Source organism: Streptomyces stelliscabiei, assembly GCF_014873495.1.
Taxonomy (GTDB): Bacteria; Actinomycetota; Actinomycetes; order Streptomycetales; family Streptomycetaceae; genus Streptomyces; species Streptomyces bottropensis.
This window is the reverse complement of the sequence record NZ_JADBGF010000001.1, coordinates 7,040,666-7,054,996: the sequence shown is the minus strand read 5'-3', so window position 1 is coordinate 7,054,996 and position 14,331 is coordinate 7,040,666. Positions and strand designations below refer to the sequence as shown.

Sequence of the window (14,331 nt, the reverse complement as noted above, 5' to 3'; positions counted from 1 at the left end):
CCCGGGTGCACTCACCGGCGCCCTCACCCCGCTTTGGCCTCCCCCGCCCCGTACAGCACCCGCTCCAGCGCCGCGTACGTCACCCCGTGGTCCGCGAGGACCTCGGCCGGGATGCCGGGGCGGGTGGTGAGGGCCAGAAGGAGGTGTTCGTCGCCGATGGGCCGGTCGCGGTGGGCGTGGGCGGCGCGCAGGGAGCGGGTCAGGACGTCCTTGGCGTCGCGGGTGAAGGGCCGGTGGCCGGAGCGGCGTGCCCAGCCGCTCCCGAAGCCCTTCCGCTCCGACGCCAACGCCCCCACGCCGTGAGCCTCTTCGACGCGGGAGACGATCTCGGAGAGGTCGATGCCGAGGCCGGAGAGGGCGTCGACGTCGGCGCGGGAGAGCCCACCCCGGCGGCGGGCCTCGGCGAGGGCACGCTCGACGGTCTCCCGGCGGTCCGCCCCGGCGAGCCCCAGCGCGGCCAGGGCGAACGAGGCGCGGCTGGCCTCGCGGTCCAGCAAGGAGAGAAGGAGGTGCTCCTCGGTCACCTCCGTCGCACGGGTGCGTTCGGCGTGGTCCACCGCTCCCAGAACCACGGCACGGGCGTCTTTCGTGAACCGTTCGAACATCAATGCCTCCCGTACTTCTTGTGCACGGCCTGCCTGCTCACTCCGAGTTCCGTGGCGATCTCCTGCCACGACCAGCCCTGCCGACGGGCGCTGCGCACCTGCACCGACTCCAGTCGCTCCAGCAGCCTCCGCAGCGCGGCGACGGCCCGCAGCCCGACCCGGGGGTCGCCGTCGCCCGCGCGCTCGGCGAGATCCGTTGCTTCGGTCATGATGTCAACCTATGTTGACATCCGCTGTCGCGTCAACCCCGGTTGACATGACGACGGCCGGCCCGGAGATCCGGGCCGGCCGTCGCCGTCGCCGTCGCCGTCGCTGTAGCTGTAGCTCTAGCTGTAGCTGTAGCTGTAGCTGTAGCTGTAGCGAGAGAGTTCGTCAGGGGTTGGTGAGCACGATCTTGCCGAACTGGTCGCCCGCCGCCAGTCGTTCGAAGCCCTCGCGGGCACGGTCCAGGGGAAGCACCTCGTCGATGACGGGACGGACGCCGGTCGCGGCGCAGAAGGAGAGGAGGTCCTCCAGTTCGTCCTTGGTGCCCATGGTGGAGCCGACGACCTTGAGTTCGAGGAAGAAGATGCGGGTCAGTTCGGCGTGGGAGGGGCGGTCGCCGCTGGTGGCGCCCGAGATGACGAGGCTGCCGCCGGGGCGCAGCGACTTCACCGAGTGGGACCAGGTGGCGGCACCGACGGTCTCGATGACCGCGTCGACACGCTGCGGCAGCCGGGCCCCCGACTCCAGCGCCTCCACCGCGCCCAGCTCCAGGGCGCGCTTGCGCTTGGCCTCGTCCCGGCTGGTGGCGAAGACCCGCAGTCCGGCCGCCTTGCCCAGCACGATCGCGGCGGTGGCGACACCGCCGCCGGCGCCCTGCACGAGGACGGAGTCACCGGGCCGTACGCCGGCGTTGGTGAAGAGCATGCGGTAGGCCGTCAGCCAGGCGGTGGGCAGACAGGCGGCCTCCGCGAAGGAGAGTTCCGCGGGCTTGGGGAGGACGTTCCAGGTGGGGACGGAGACGAGTTCGGCGAAGGTGCCCTGGTAGCGCTCGGTGAGGATCGAGCGGGGCTCGTCGGGGCCGACCCCGTGACCGGTCTGGCCGATCACCGAGTGCAGGACGACCTCGTTGCCGTTCTCGTCCACACCGGCGGCGTCACAGCCGAGGATCATGGGCAGCTTGTCCTCGGCGAGGCCGACCCCGCGCAGGGACCACAGGTCGTGGTGGTTCAGCGAGGCGGCCTTCACCCTCACGGTCGTCCAGCCGGGCCTCGGTTCCGGGGCCGGGCGGTCACCCAACTCCAGTCCGTCGAGCGGTCGATCACGGTCGATACGGGCGGCGTAGGCAGCGAACATGCGCCTGACCATAGGGGGACGCCGGAGGCGATGGAACCGCCACCGACTGTGACACGCGTCCCGTCGCCCGGACTCCCGCGTGTCGGATGCGGACGTCGGGGTGCGTTGTCGGGCGCGGGTCCGGTGGGGCTTCTCGCGCAGTTCCCCGCGCCCCTAGAAGCCCAGGCCCTGCGGGCCTGGAAGCCACGGCCCTGCGGGCCTGGAAACACGGGGCGCAGCCCCTGCTTTTCAGGGGCGCGGGGAACTGCGCGACCAGCCCCCACCGGACCTGCACGGGGGGGCGAAGGGGCACCGCCCCTGATGAGGGGACGGGTAGAGGGGCGGCGGGGGCGAGACCACCCCACACCGCCCCGGCACTCGGCTCAGCGCCGAGCCACACCCTCCGCCCGAGCCGCCGCGGCGACCGCCGCGGTCACGGCAGGAGCGACCCGCTCGTCGAACGGCGACGGAATGACATAGTCCGCGGCGAGGTCGTCCCCGACGACCGACGCCAGCGCCTCGGCCGCCGCGATCTTCATCCCCTCGGTGATCCGGGACGCCCGCACCTGAAGGGCCCCCGCGAAGATCCCCGGGAAGGCGAGGACGTTGTTGATCTGGTTCGGGTAGTCGGACCGCCCGGTGGCGACGACCGCCGCGTACTTGTGCGCGACGTCCGGGTGCACCTCGGGGTTGGGGTTGGCCATGGCGAAGACGAACGCGTTCTTGGCCATCGAGGCCACCGCCGCCTCCGGGACCGTACCGCCGGAGACGCCGATGAAGACGTCCGCGCCCGCGAGGGCGTCCTCCAGGGAGCCCGAGAGCCCGGCCCGGTTGGTGAGTTCGGCGAGTTCCCGCTTGACCGGCGTGAGGTCCTCGCGGTCCGCGGAGACGATACCCTTGCGGTCGGCGACCGCGACGTCGCCGAGACCGGCCTCCAGCAGCATCTTGGCGATGGCCACACCGGCCGCGCCCGCGCCCGAGATGACGGCCCGCAGATCGCCCAGCCCGCGCCCGGTCAGCTTCGCCGCGTTGCGCAGCGCCGCCAGCGTCACGACCGCCGTGCCGTGCTGGTCGTCGTGGAAGACGGGGATGTCGAGGGCTTCCTGGAGCCGCTTCTCGATCTCGAAGCAGCGGGGCGCGGAGATGTCCTCCAGGTTCACGCCGCCGAAGGAGGGCGCCATCCGGACGACGGTCTCGATGATCTCGTCGACGTCGGTGCAGGCGAGCGCGATCGGCACCGCGTCGACGCCGCCGAACTGCTTGAACAGGATCGCCTTGCCCTCCATCACGGGGAGGGAGGCCTCGGGGCCGATGTCGCCGAGTCCGAGGACCGCCGTACCGTCCGTCACGACGGCGACGACCGACGACTTCCACGTGTAGTCGTTGACCAGGTCGGGCTGCTCGGCGATGGCGGTGCACACCCGCGCGACGCCGGGCGTGTAGGCGAGGGACAGGTCGTCCTTGTCCCGGATCGGCACGGTGGCCTGCACGGCCATCTTGCCGCCGCGGTGCAGGGCGAAGGCGGGATCGAAGGAGTCGAGGGAATTGAGAGGCTCCCCCCCGCCCTCCTGACCCGTACTGCCGTCGCCACTGTCGGTGCGAGGATTGACAATCTCCGCTGCCACTGGTGTTACCCCTTAGGTCTTCATGGTTTGAGGGTGTTCCGCTTCCGGTTCGCAAGCGGGCGGGCACCGCGTAAGTCCCAGGTCACCGATACGTACGGCGACGCCTGCGGGCTCAGACGCGACGGGCGCGCCGCACACGCGCCCTGGGCCCCGGATGAGGGGTGTAAGGAACCTTCTTACCGGACGGACGGTGCCGACGACGAGTCCACACGTCTTGATACCTCGAAGGTCACAACTCGTAGGTCATTTGAAGACGATCATGGACCGTTCGATTCATCGACGGATAACGGGGCAAGTCGGTACACGTCACGACAAGTCCCGTACAGCCACGTGTGCGGAGTTCGGGGCCGACCGCATCCTGAGATGCGCCGAAGATCTTCCGGCCGGAAGGAGGAATTCCCGCACAGGATCCGGTGTGATCACCTGGTCCGCGGCGGTTCGTAGGTCATCGGGGGGTCACCCGTTATCCGATTTTGACATGGCCGGTCATCTGATTGCACATGCCCGAATGGCAAGATGCCGTAATCACACGAGGTCGCCACACTCGAAGACGCGTGTTAATCGTCGACCTGTCGGCAACTCCACACCACCCCCGCCGGAGGAACCCACCATGACCGCAAGCACCACCTGTCGTACGACCGGCCTGCGTTCCCGTACCGCCGCCGTCGGAGCGATCGCGGTCGCGGGCGCCCTGCTGCTCACCGGCTGCGGTGACCAGACCAAGAGCAAGGACAACGGTTCGGAGACCGCCTCGGCCAGCGGTGCCCCGCTGGCCGACAAGCTGCCCGCGGCCCTCCGGGACAAGGGCGTGATCAACGTCGGTTCGGACATCGCGTACGCCCCGGTGGAGTACAAGGACGAGTCCGGCAAGGTCGTCGGCATCGACCTCGACATCGCCGCGGCGATGGGCAAGCAGCTCGGCGTGGACTTCAAGTTCCAGAACGCCACCTTCGACACCCTCATCGGTGGTCTCGCGGCCAAGCGGTACGACATCGCCATGTCGGCCATGACGGACACCAAGGACCGCCAGGAGGGCATCGACGCCGACACCGGCAAGAAGGTCGGCGCCGGCGTCGACTTCGTCGACTACTTCACCGCGGGCGTTTCGCTGTACACCAACAAGGGCGACGACCAGGGCATCAAGACCTGGGACGACCTGTGCGGCAAGACGATCGCCGTGCAGCGCAACACGTTCTCGCACGACCTCGCCAAGGACCAGGCGGCGAAGTGCAAGAAGGACGGCGGCAAGGCCCTCAAGATCGAGGACTTCGCCACCAACCCCGAGGCCGAGACCCGGATGCGTTCCAAGGGCGCGGACGTCGTCTCCGCCGACTACCCGGTCGCCGCGTACTCGGTGAAGACCTCGGGCGGCGGCAAGTACTTCGAGATCGTAGGCGACCAGGTCGAGGCCGGCCCGTACGGCATCGCCGTCGCCAAGGACAACACCGAGCTGCGTGACGCGCTGGAGGCCGCCGTCCAGGCGATCATCGACAACGGTGAGTACGAGAAGATCATCAAGAAGTGGGGCGTCGAGGACGGCGCCATCACCGAGGCCAAGGTCAACGGCGGCTCCTGATTCTCGGCTCGGTTCTGAAAGGCAAAGGCTCCACCCGTGACTGTTGACGTCAGCAAGACGGACGGTCCCTCGGACACTCCCCCCGCCGGCCCGGAGGCCCTCAAGGCCGTTCCGGTCCGGCACCCGGGGCGTTATGTGTCCGCGGCCATCGCGCTCGCTCTGCTCGGCTCGATCATCTACGCGTTCGCGCAGGCGAAGAAGATCAACTGGGGCGCCGTCCCCGACTACTTCTTCGACGACCGCATCATCGAGGGCGTTCTGAACACCCTCCTGCTCACCGTGCTGTCCATGGTGATCGGCATCGTCGGCGGCATCCTGCTCGCCGTGATGCGGCTGTCGAACAACCCGGTGACCTCGTCGGTCGCGTGGTTCTACATCTGGTTCTTCCGCGGCACGCCGGTCCTGGTCCAGCTCTTCGTCTGGTTCAACCTGGGTCTGGTCTTCGAGTACATCAACCTCGGCCCGATCTACAAGGACTACTGGTCCTCCTTCATGACGCCGCTGCTGACGGCGCTGCTCGGCCTCGGTCTCAACGAGGCCGCGTACATGGCGGAGATCTGCCGCGCCGGTCTGCTCTCGGTCGACGAGGGCCAGACCGAGGCGTCGCACGCGCTCGGCATGAGCCACTCCAAGACGCTGCGCCGGATCGTCATCCCGCAGGCGATGCGCGTGATCGTGCCGCCCACGGGCAACGAGGTCATCAACATGCTGAAGACCACGTCGCTCGTCTCGACGGTGCAGTACGTGGATCTGCTCAAGGCAGCCACGGACATCGGCCAGGGCTCCGGCTCCACCGTGGAGATGCTGTTCCTCGCCGCCGCCTGGTATCTGATCCTGACCAGCGTCTTCAGCGTCGGGCAGTACTACCTGGAGCGGCACTACGCGAAGGGTTCCTCCCGGACCCTTCCGCCGACACCGATGCAGCGTTTCAAGACGGCCGTGCTGCCCGTGCGCCGCCCGAAGGGAGTCTCGGCATGACCGCCATGGTGAAGGCCGAGGGCATCCACAAGTCGTTCGGCCCCGTCGAGGTCCTCAAGGGCATCGAGCTGGAGGTGCAGACGGGCGAGGTGTTCTGCCTCATCGGCCCGTCCGGCTCCGGCAAGAGCACGTTCCTCAGGTGCATCAACCACCTGGAGAAGATCAACTCCGGACGGCTGTACGTCGACGGCGAGCTGGTCGGCTACCGCCAGAAGGGCGACAAGCTGTACGAGCTGAAGGACAGCGAGGTCGCGCTCAAGCGCCGTGACATCGGCATGGTCTTCCAGCGCTTCAACCTGTTCCCGCACATGACGGCCGCCGAGAACGTCATGGAGGCGCCGGTCCAGGTCAAGGGCGTCAGCCGGGCCCAGGCCCGCGACCGCGCCCGTGAGCTGCTGGAGCGCGTCGGCCTCGGCGACAAGGCGGGCAACTACCCGTCCCAGCTCTCCGGCGGCCAGCAGCAGCGCGTGGCCATCGCCCGGGCGCTGGCCATGGAGCCGAAGCTGATGCTCTTCGACGAGCCGACCTCGGCGCTCGACCCGGAGCTGGTCGGCGACGTCCTCGACGTCATGCGCGACCTGGCCGAGTCCGGCATGACGATGGTCGTCGTCACCCACGAGATGGGCTTCGCCCGCGAGGTCGGCGACAGCCTGGTCTTCATGGACGGCGGTGTGGTGGTCGAGTCCGGCAACCCCCGTGACGTGCTGACCAACCCCCAGGAGGAGCGCACCCAGTCGTTCCTGTCCAAGGTGCTGTAGCGCCGCGGCACGACAGGCAGGGGCGGTACGGATCTCCGTACCGCCCCTCGCTCGTGCACCCGTCCGTGCGCGCGGCGGTCTACCTCACCGCCAGCACCAGTGAGTCGGAGGGCGAGCACCAGACCGCGCGGGCCTCGGCGAAGCCCTTCTCGCGCAGGACGCGGGCGTGCCAGTCGACGCTCTGGACGTCGCCGTCGGCGTGCTCCCCGTAGATCTCGAAACGGCGGGCCGTCGGCTCGGCGAGCACGGGGTCCTGGGCGGCGAGCTGCCACCATGCGGCCCAGTCGACGGCGCCGCGCGCCTTGGCCTGTTCCATACCCGCGTGCCGGTGCGCCCGCTCCGCCGCGTTGATCCGGGGCGTCGACTCGTCGATCATGTGGTCCGCGTTCATGAAGACACCGCCGTCGCGGACGAGTTCCGCGACCTGACCGTAGAGGGCGGCGAGGGGTTCGCTGTGCAGCCAGTGCAGGGCCGTGGCCGTCAGCACGGCGTCGTACGAGTCGTACGGCAGCCGGGTCGTCCAGTCGGGGTCGGTGAGGTCGGCGGTGACGAAGGTGACCCGGGGGTCGCCCTCGAACGTGCCCTCGGCGATCGCCAGGAGCGCGGGGTCGAGGTCCACACCGGTGCTGACGGCCTTCGGGAACCGCGCGAACAGTCTGGACGTGATGGAACCCGTACCGCAGGCGAGGTCCAGGACGCGGGGCTCGGGTCCGGCGAAGGCCTCGACCATGTCCAGCATCACCCGGAACCGCTCCTCACGGTCCGGCAGGTACCACTCCTGCTGCCGGTCCCAGCTCTCCTGCCAGGCATGCCAGTCGGTGCCGGCCGTGGTGGTCATGAGGCCCCTTCTTCCGTGTACCGCGTTGTCCGCCACTGCGTAATACCCTGTAAGCACGAGCAGCCATTACCTGACCCGCATCACGACAATAGAGCGCCCTCGTAAGGACTACAAGTGGAACTGGCCCATTACTCGGACTACGCCGTACGCCTCGTGAACACCGAGGAACCGGACCGGGGCAAGGACACGCTCACCTCGGTCGAGGCCGTCCGTGATCTCTTCGGGCCCAGCCGGCAGGCGGCCCGGCGGGCGACGGACGCCGACGTGACCCGGTTCCGGTCGGTACGGGCCCGGCTGCGCTCGGTCTTCGAGGCGGCGAACGACGGGGACGAGACCCTCGCCGTGGACCTGCTGAACTCACTGCTGCTGGAGTTCCCGGTGAACCCGCAGATCTCCGGCCACGACTTCCGCGACGACGACGGCCGCCCGCTGTGGCACATGCACCTGGCGGACCACCCCTCGAACGCGACGGCCGGCTACGCGGCGATCGCGGCGATGGGCCTGGCCTTCCACCTCACCGAGTACGGCGTGGACCGGCTCGGCCTGTGCGAGGCGGCGCCCTGCCGCAACGCCTACCTCGACACCTCCACCAACCGCTCCCGGCGCTACTGCTCGGACCGCTGCGCGACCCGCGCCAACGTGGCGGCCTATCGGGCCCGCAAGCGCCTGGAGGCGGACCGGTCGCCGAACACGGGCCGGGCGGCCGAGACCACCCAGCGGGCGAGCGCGAACGGCGAGCGCTGACCGCCGGGCCGGGGCCGGTAGCGGAACCGCACCTTGCCGAGGACGAGTTCGTCGGGCACGACCCCGTAGTCGGTGCTGTCCCCGCCCGCGTACGCGTTGTCCCCGAGCACCCACCAGCCGCCGTCGCGCCGTTCGGCGACCCGCTTGACGACGAGCAGGTCCTGCTGGAAGGGGTGCCGCAGCACCAGGACGTCGCCGACCCTGAGGCGGGCCCCGTAGTGGACGAGCAGCTGGTCCCCGTGGCGCAGTGTCGGGACCATGGACGGTCCTGTGACCTCGGCCACTCCGAAGGGCAGGAGGGCCCGCTCCCGCTCGCTCTCCTGCGACAGCTCCGGCATCCCCGGCACCTCCCCGGTTCGTTCCTCCACCAGTCCCAGTCTGACCCCGGACTTTTGTCCTAAGCCCATGGGGGCACCCGAGAAAACCACTCTCGCAGGGAGTAATGTCCCACCTGAGAAGACGATCACGAGGAAGGAACGCTCCATGCTTTCCCGCCTGTTTGCCCCCAAGGTCAAGGTCAGCGCCCACTGCGACCTGCCCTGCGGTGTGTACGACCCGGCCCAGGCCCGCATCGAGGCGGAGTCGGTGAAGGCCGTGCAGGACAAGATGGCCGCCAACGACGACCCTCACTTCCAGGCTCGCGCGACCGTCATCAAGGAGCAGCGCGCCGAGCTCGCCAAGCACCACGTCTCGGTGCTGTGGAGCGACTACTTCAAGCCCCCGCACTTCGAGAAGTACCCGGAGCTGCACCAGCTGGTCAACGACGCCCTCAAGGCCCTCTCGGCCGCCAAGGCGTCCACCGACCCGGCGACGGGCCAGAAGGCGCTGGACTACATCGCCCAGATCGACAAGATCTTCTGGGAGACCAAGAAGGCCTGACCCGGCCCCTCTCGACCGCACCCGGTCCTTATGCCGCCGTCCCGCACGGCGGTGTCACGGGCCGGGTGCGGTTGTGTTCCGGGGCCGTGCGGTGGGGTTCCGCGGCCCTGGTGGTGTTCCGGAGCCGTCCGGTGAGGTCCGGGGGCCGGAGCCCGGACCGCGGCGGCGGCCGGCTCAGGTGACCCGGCTCAGCGACAGCAGGGCGATGACGGTCAGCGAGACGCCGAAGTCGAGTGCGGAGCAGGCGCGGCCGCGCACACCGTGGCCGTCGACGGCGCGCTGGACCGTCCGGTCGTCCGGTGTCGTGAGGGCGACCAGCGGATGGATCACCCACTACCCTCTGCCGCGGGCCGCGAGGCCGGGACACCCGGGGCCGAGCCGAGGCCCCGGGCCTCGACCCGGGCCCGGACGCACCGGATCGTGGCGGGCGTGCCGCACCGTCCGCCGGGCCCTGCCGAACCACTCCTGCCTGCACTTCGCAGGACCCGTCGGCCGTGGGCCCCGTCGACGGGCCCCCGTCGTTCTGCCGCCGCCGTGCCCGGGCCAGGGATCTCAGCGTGGTGGTGTACGAGCAGACGTACCGCTCGGGAATCCCGTCGGCGGCGTGCAACGGCACCTGAGTGGGGAGGGGCTCTCGCCGACCGCTCACCCGCAGGGCCGGACGCACTCGCAGGAGTGGCCGGCGGACGTCGGTGGCGCGTGGGCCGGCGCGCCGGTCAACTCCCGTCGGGGCCGGGCCAGATGGCGGAGGCGTCGTCGCGCTCGGGGGCCGGGAGACGGAGGGGGCGGACGGGGACGGTCCTCGTGCCGTCCTCGGTGACCGCCGTCCAGGGGGCGGGGCGGCCCGTGTAGGAGAGCGTGGTGAGGGCGAAGACCCCGTCGGCGTAGATCTCGACGTACTCCCCGACGGTCAGGATGCGCAGGGTGTCGGCCGCTTCGGGGAGGACGGTCTCGGCGAGGGGGGTACCGGCGGCGCCGGTGATCCGCAGGTTCTTGCCGTCGCAGCCTACGGTCAGGGCGGGGCTCTCGGCGCGGTCGGGGCTCTCCGCGTGCTCGGGGCTCTCCGCGTGCTCGGGGTGCGCGCGGTCGGGGCCGAAGGAGTCGGTGCGCAGGGTGACTTCGACGGGGTGGCCGGAGACCTCGACGTCGCCGACGGCATGCGGGGTCGGGGCGTACGTCTCCTCGCCCAGCCAGGCGTCCAGGCCGGGCCACCACTCCAGCCGCGGGGCCGAATCCTCGCCCGTCACCAGGGACTTGGGCTGGGCGAGCATGCCTCGGCAGTGGTCGCCGGTGTCGGTCAGGCCGACGCGGCGGGGGGTGGTGTGCAGGACGACCCGGGAGCCGTCGGGGGCGAGGATGACGCGCGGGGCGTACGCCCCCGTCGGGCCGAGCACGCCCCGGCGGGTCCACGGGCCGCGCAGGCGCGGGGCCGTCCACGCCTCGAAGCCCCGGGTCGCGCCGATGGAGCCGAGGAGAAGCCAGGTTCCGTCGTCGAGGCGTTCCAGGACCGGGCATTCGAGTTCGTCGACGTCGCCGGGGGAGATCAGGGGCGGGTGGACCGTCCAGTGCTCCAGGTCGTCGGAGGTGGCGAGGGCGACGCAGCCGCCGGTCTCCACGGGGAGGGAGGCGTCGCTCGCGCAGATCACCATCGCCCAGCCGTCGCCCTCGTCGTCGCGCACGACGAACGGGTCCCGCCAGCCCATGCGGTCGGCGGTGCGGTACCAGCGGGGGTCCGCCTCGACGACGGGCGTCGTGCCGTGGCGTCGCCAGCCCGTGCCGTCCGTGCGGTCGGAGTACGCGAGGCCCACCGCCTGCAACGGCCAGCCCTCCGGCGTCAGCCCGCGCACGCCCGTGTAGAGCATCGCCATACCGGTGCCGTGGCGGAACGGGTGCATCGTCCAGACCGCCCGCTGGTCGAAGCGGCCGGGCAGGCCGTTGCCGAACACGCTGCCCTCGGGCAACCAGGCGACCAGGTCGGCCGAGGTGGCCCGGCCGTAGGAGGTCTCCATGCGCAGGTGGTCGAAGTCGTCGGTCCAGGGGCCCTGGAGGTGCAGCACGGAGTAGGTGCCGTCGTCGTCGCGGAGCAGGGCGAAGTCGTTCACGCAGAGGCCGGGCGGGGCGTATCGCATGCGCAGCAGTCCTGTCGCTCACAGCGCCCAAACGCGTGCGCTGACCATGATTCCGGAGGGTGTCGCTGGAGAATCAGCGCAAGTAAATCTGAACGCAAACGCTTGCGCAACAGAGGAGGCGGGTTTACGGTCACGTCACCCCAACAGCTCACACCGACGTGAAACCGGCGCGGGATTCCACGCGAGACGCCGACCCACGCCCTACCGACGGGAGAAGACCGCCGTGACGGTCAGCATCACCGATGTCGCCACCGCCGCCGGGGTCTCGGCGTCCACCGTGTCCCGCGCGCTGCGCGGCCGGCCGGGAGTCTCGGACGAGGTGCGGGCGCAGATCGCGGCCGTCGCCGCGCAACTCGGCTATACGGCCTCCCGTTCGGCGTCCAGCCTGGCCAGCGGGCGGACGTACACGATCGGGGTCGTCGCCCCGTACATCGGCCGCTGGTTCTTCGGCACCGTGCTGGACGCCGCCGAGCAGGTGTTCAGCGCGGCCGGGTACGACGTCCTGCTGTACAACCTGGGTTCGCCCGAGGCACGCAAGCGCTTCTTCACCAAGCTGCCCGTGCGCAAGCGGGTCGACGCGGTGCTCTCGCTGCTCATCCCGGACGAGGACGAGTCGGCGGCCCTGCGCTCGCTCGGGGTGCCGCTGGCCTCCACGGTCGGGGGTCCCCGGCCCGGCTTCACCGTGGTCGGCATCGACGACCGGGCGGGCGCGGAGAGCGCCGTACGGCATCTGGTGAACCTCGGTCACCGGCGGATCGGCATGATCTCCGGGGCCAGCGGTCCGCTGCACTGGACCACGCCCCTCGACCGTCGCGCCGCCTATCTGCACGTCCTCGCCGAGGCCGGGATCGAGCACGACGCGGCCCTGGTCGCGGACGGCGACTACACCGTCGACGGCGGGGAGCGGGCGATGACCGAGCTGCTGGCCGCGTCCCGGCCGCCGACCGCCGTGTTCGCCCAGTCCGACGAGATGGCGATGGGCGCGCTGCGCGCGCTCAGGCGGCATCGGCTGCGGGTGCCGGACGACGTGTCCGTGGTCGGCTTCGACGACCACGAACTCGCCGACGTGGTCGGCCTGACCACCGTCGCCCAACCCGTCGCCGGCCAGGGCGCGGAGGCGGCCCGGCTGCTGCTGCGCCGGCTGGACGAGCCGGACACCGAACAGCCCGGCCATGTGCAGATGCCCATCCGGCTGGTCCTGCGCGAGACGACGGCACCGCCCCGCCCACGCGGACCCCAGTGACCTCCGGCCGGACCGCGGTGACCTCCCGTCCGCCCCGGCCTACCCGGCCACGCACGCCCCCATCCACGCCCCCATCCACCGGCGCCCTCACCCCCGGGGCCGCGCACCCGCACGCCGCGACACCCCCGCCGGCCCCACCCCCCGAATACCCCACACCTCGCACCTCTCGGCGCCACCCGCTCCTCGCACCCTCATCCCGCACGGAGGCACACACCATGAGCCCGACCCCCAGCTCGACCAGCAAGAGGTTCCGCCGCACGGCCCGTGCGGGCCTGGCCCTGGCCCTCCCCCTGGCAGCCCTGGCCGCCTGCGGCGGTGGCGGCGGCGACACGTCCGCCGAGGCCGGCAGCGGTGAGGGGACCATCAGCGTCTGGGCCCACCAGGGGCAGAAGAGCGAGTCGGAGGCGCTGCAGAACGCGGTGAAGTCGTTCAACTCCTCGCAGGACAAGGTGAAGGTCGAGCTGAAGCTGATACCGGAGACCGACTACACCAAGACGATCACCGCGACGAACGCCGACAAGCTGCCGGACGTCATGGAGTTCGACGGCCCGACCATGGCCAACTTCGTCTACACCAAGAAGCTCGCCCCGATCGACGACTACGTCTCCGCCGGGACCCTCGACAACGCCACGGACGCGAGCAAGGCGCAGGGCGAGATCGACGGCAAGCACTACGGCCTGGGCATGTTCGACTCCGGGCTCGGCATGTACGGCAGCAAGAAGCTGCTGGACGCGGCCGGGGTGACGTATCCGAAGGGTGTGGACGACGCCTGGACCGCGCAGGAGTTCGACGCGGCGCTGAAGGCGCTGAAGGCGAAGGACTCCGACGGGAAGGTCCTCGACCTGCAGGAGGGCAACGGTTACGCCACCGAGTGGGGCACCTACGGCTTCGCCCCGGTGGTCTGGTCGGCCGGCGGTTCCCTGCTCAAGGACGGCAAGGCCGCGGGCGCCCTCGACACCCCGGCGGTGGTCTCGGCCATGAAGACCTTCCAGTCCTGGAAGAGCACCGTCGACGCCAACACCGACGGCAACGCCTTCGCCAAGGGCCGGGTCGCCCTCAGCTGGGTCGGGCACTGGATGTACCCCGCCTACAGCGAGGCGCTCGGCGACGACCTGGTCGTGCTGCCGCTGCCCGACTTCGGCGACGGCCCGAAGACCGGCCAGGGCTCGTGGGCCTGGGGCGTCGGCGCGAACTCCAAGAACGCCAAGGCCTCCGGCGCCTTCCTGGACTTCCTCCTCGACGACACCAACGTCGGCGCGATGACGAAGGCCAACGGGGCCCCGCCCGCGACCAAGTCGGCGCTCGCCGCCAGCGAGCTGTACAAGAAGGGCGGCCCGCTCCAGCTCTTCGCGGACCAGCTCGCCAAGCCCTGCGGCGACATCGACATCAGCAAGTCCTGTGTCGCCGTCACCCGCCCGGTGACCGCCGGATACCCGGTGGTGACCGCGAAGTTCGGCGAGGCGCTCAACTCGATCTACGGGGGCGCCGATCCCGAGGACGCCCTGGCCGAGGCCGCCCGCGCCATCGACCGCGACTTCGCGGACAACGCGGGTTACGCGATCCCGTAGCCCCTTGGAACCCGTAGCACCCGTAGCACCCGTAGCCACACGACCTACAGGACCCACACGACCCATCGGGT

General features: G+C 70.5%; 15 protein-coding genes. 7 read left to right on the top strand and 8 right to left on the bottom strand.

The features are described from left to right. Positions 1 to 23 precede the first annotated feature (23 nt). The 4 genes from H4687_RS31470 to H4687_RS31455 form a co-directional block, all read right to left on the bottom strand. The gene (locus tag H4687_RS31470) at positions 24 to 605 is read right to left on the bottom strand and encodes a Clp protease N-terminal domain-containing protein (RefSeq protein ID WP_046919951.1); all 582 of its coding nucleotides are present in this window, start codon (positions 603 to 605) and stop codon (positions 24 to 26) included. Then, positions 605 to 814, bottom strand: coding sequence for a helix-turn-helix domain-containing protein (locus H4687_RS31465; protein ID WP_005480368.1), 210 nt, complete (start codon positions 812 to 814; stop codon positions 605 to 607). Before H4687_RS31465 ends, H4687_RS31470 begins: the two co-directional genes overlap by 1 nt. 163 nt (positions 815 to 977) lie before the next feature. Further along, complete coding sequence (locus H4687_RS31460) at positions 978 to 1,943, bottom strand: zinc-binding dehydrogenase (RefSeq protein WP_046919952.1); 966 nt, start codon at positions 1,941 to 1,943, stop codon at positions 978 to 980. Positions 1,944 to 2,305: 362 nt separating this feature from the next. After that, complete coding sequence (locus H4687_RS31455) at positions 2,306 to 3,547, bottom strand: NAD(P)-dependent malic enzyme (RefSeq protein WP_046919953.1); 1,242 nt, start codon at positions 3,545 to 3,547, stop codon at positions 2,306 to 2,308. A 610-nt stretch (positions 3,548 to 4,157) separates the two neighbouring features. Here H4687_RS31455 and H4687_RS31450 point away from each other — a divergent pair. The 3 genes from H4687_RS31450 to H4687_RS31440 are packed head-to-tail and all read left to right on the top strand — an operon-like array spanning position 4,158 to position 6,859. Then, positions 4,158 to 5,123, top strand: coding sequence for an ABC transporter substrate-binding protein (locus tag H4687_RS31450; RefSeq protein ID WP_046919954.1), 966 nt, complete (start codon positions 4,158 to 4,160; stop codon positions 5,121 to 5,123). Between the two features lie 36 nt (positions 5,124 to 5,159). Further along, a complete protein-coding gene (locus H4687_RS31445) occupies positions 5,160 to 6,101 on the top strand; it encodes an amino acid ABC transporter permease (protein ID WP_046919955.1) in 942 nt (313 codons plus the stop codon). Next, a complete protein-coding gene (locus H4687_RS31440) occupies positions 6,098 to 6,859 on the top strand; it encodes an amino acid ABC transporter ATP-binding protein (protein ID WP_046919956.1) in 762 nt (253 codons plus the stop codon). The genes H4687_RS31445 and H4687_RS31440 overlap by 4 nt, the downstream gene beginning before the upstream one ends. Before the next feature lie 79 nt (positions 6,860 to 6,938). On the opposite strand, the gene H4687_RS31435 is transcribed toward H4687_RS31440, so the two are convergent. Next, on the bottom strand, positions 6,939 to 7,697 hold the full coding sequence (locus H4687_RS31435) for a class I SAM-dependent methyltransferase (RefSeq protein ID WP_046919957.1): 759 nt from the start codon (positions 7,695 to 7,697) through the stop codon (positions 6,939 to 6,941). A gap of 114 nt (positions 7,698 to 7,811) precedes the next feature. On the opposite strand from H4687_RS31435, the gene H4687_RS31430 reads away from it, so the two are divergent. Continuing rightward, positions 7,812 to 8,441 carry a CGNR zinc finger domain-containing protein gene (locus H4687_RS31430; protein ID WP_046919958.1) on the top strand — a complete coding sequence of 210 codons (630 nt, stop codon included), beginning with the start codon at positions 7,812 to 7,814 and terminating at the stop codon, positions 8,439 to 8,441. On the opposite strand, the gene sodX is transcribed toward H4687_RS31430, so the two are convergent. Continuing rightward, entirely contained in the window at positions 8,345 to 8,779 is a 435-nt protein-coding gene (gene sodX, locus H4687_RS31425) for a nickel-type superoxide dismutase maturation protease (RefSeq protein ID WP_046919959.1), read from the bottom strand. The genes H4687_RS31430 and sodX overlap by 97 nt on opposite strands. A 145-nt stretch (positions 8,780 to 8,924) precedes the next feature. On the opposite strand from sodX, the gene sodN reads away from it, so the two are divergent. Next, positions 8,925 to 9,320 carry a superoxide dismutase, Ni gene (sodN, locus tag H4687_RS31420; RefSeq protein WP_005480378.1) on the top strand — a complete coding sequence of 132 codons (396 nt, stop codon included), beginning with the start codon at positions 8,925 to 8,927 and terminating at the stop codon, positions 9,318 to 9,320. Positions 9,321 to 9,494: 174 nt separating this feature from the next. On the opposite strand, the gene H4687_RS31415 is transcribed toward sodN, so the two are convergent. Together H4687_RS31415 and H4687_RS31410 are read right to left on the bottom strand one after the other, a co-directional pair. Continuing rightward, positions 9,495 to 9,650: a hypothetical protein gene (locus tag H4687_RS31415; RefSeq protein ID WP_159026279.1), complete on the bottom strand. Its 156-nt coding sequence runs from the start codon at positions 9,648 to 9,650 to the stop codon at positions 9,495 to 9,497. Between the two features lie 386 nt (positions 9,651 to 10,036). Beyond that, complete coding sequence (locus tag H4687_RS31410) at positions 10,037 to 11,449, bottom strand: glycoside hydrolase family protein (RefSeq protein ID WP_050399621.1); 1,413 nt, start codon at positions 11,447 to 11,449, stop codon at positions 10,037 to 10,039. Between the two features lie 223 nt (positions 11,450 to 11,672). Between H4687_RS31410 and H4687_RS31405 the strand changes: the two genes are divergently transcribed. Both H4687_RS31405 and H4687_RS31400 read left to right on the top strand, forming a co-directional pair. After that, on the top strand, positions 11,673 to 12,692 hold the full coding sequence (locus tag H4687_RS31405) for a LacI family DNA-binding transcriptional regulator (RefSeq protein ID WP_005480384.1): 1,020 nt from the start codon (positions 11,673 to 11,675) through the stop codon (positions 12,690 to 12,692). A gap of 215 nt (positions 12,693 to 12,907) precedes the next feature. Next, positions 12,908 to 14,260: an ABC transporter substrate-binding protein gene (locus H4687_RS31400; protein ID WP_046919065.1), complete on the top strand. Its 1,353-nt coding sequence runs from the start codon at positions 12,908 to 12,910 to the stop codon at positions 14,258 to 14,260. The last annotated feature ends 71 nt before the right edge of the window (positions 14,261 to 14,331 follow it).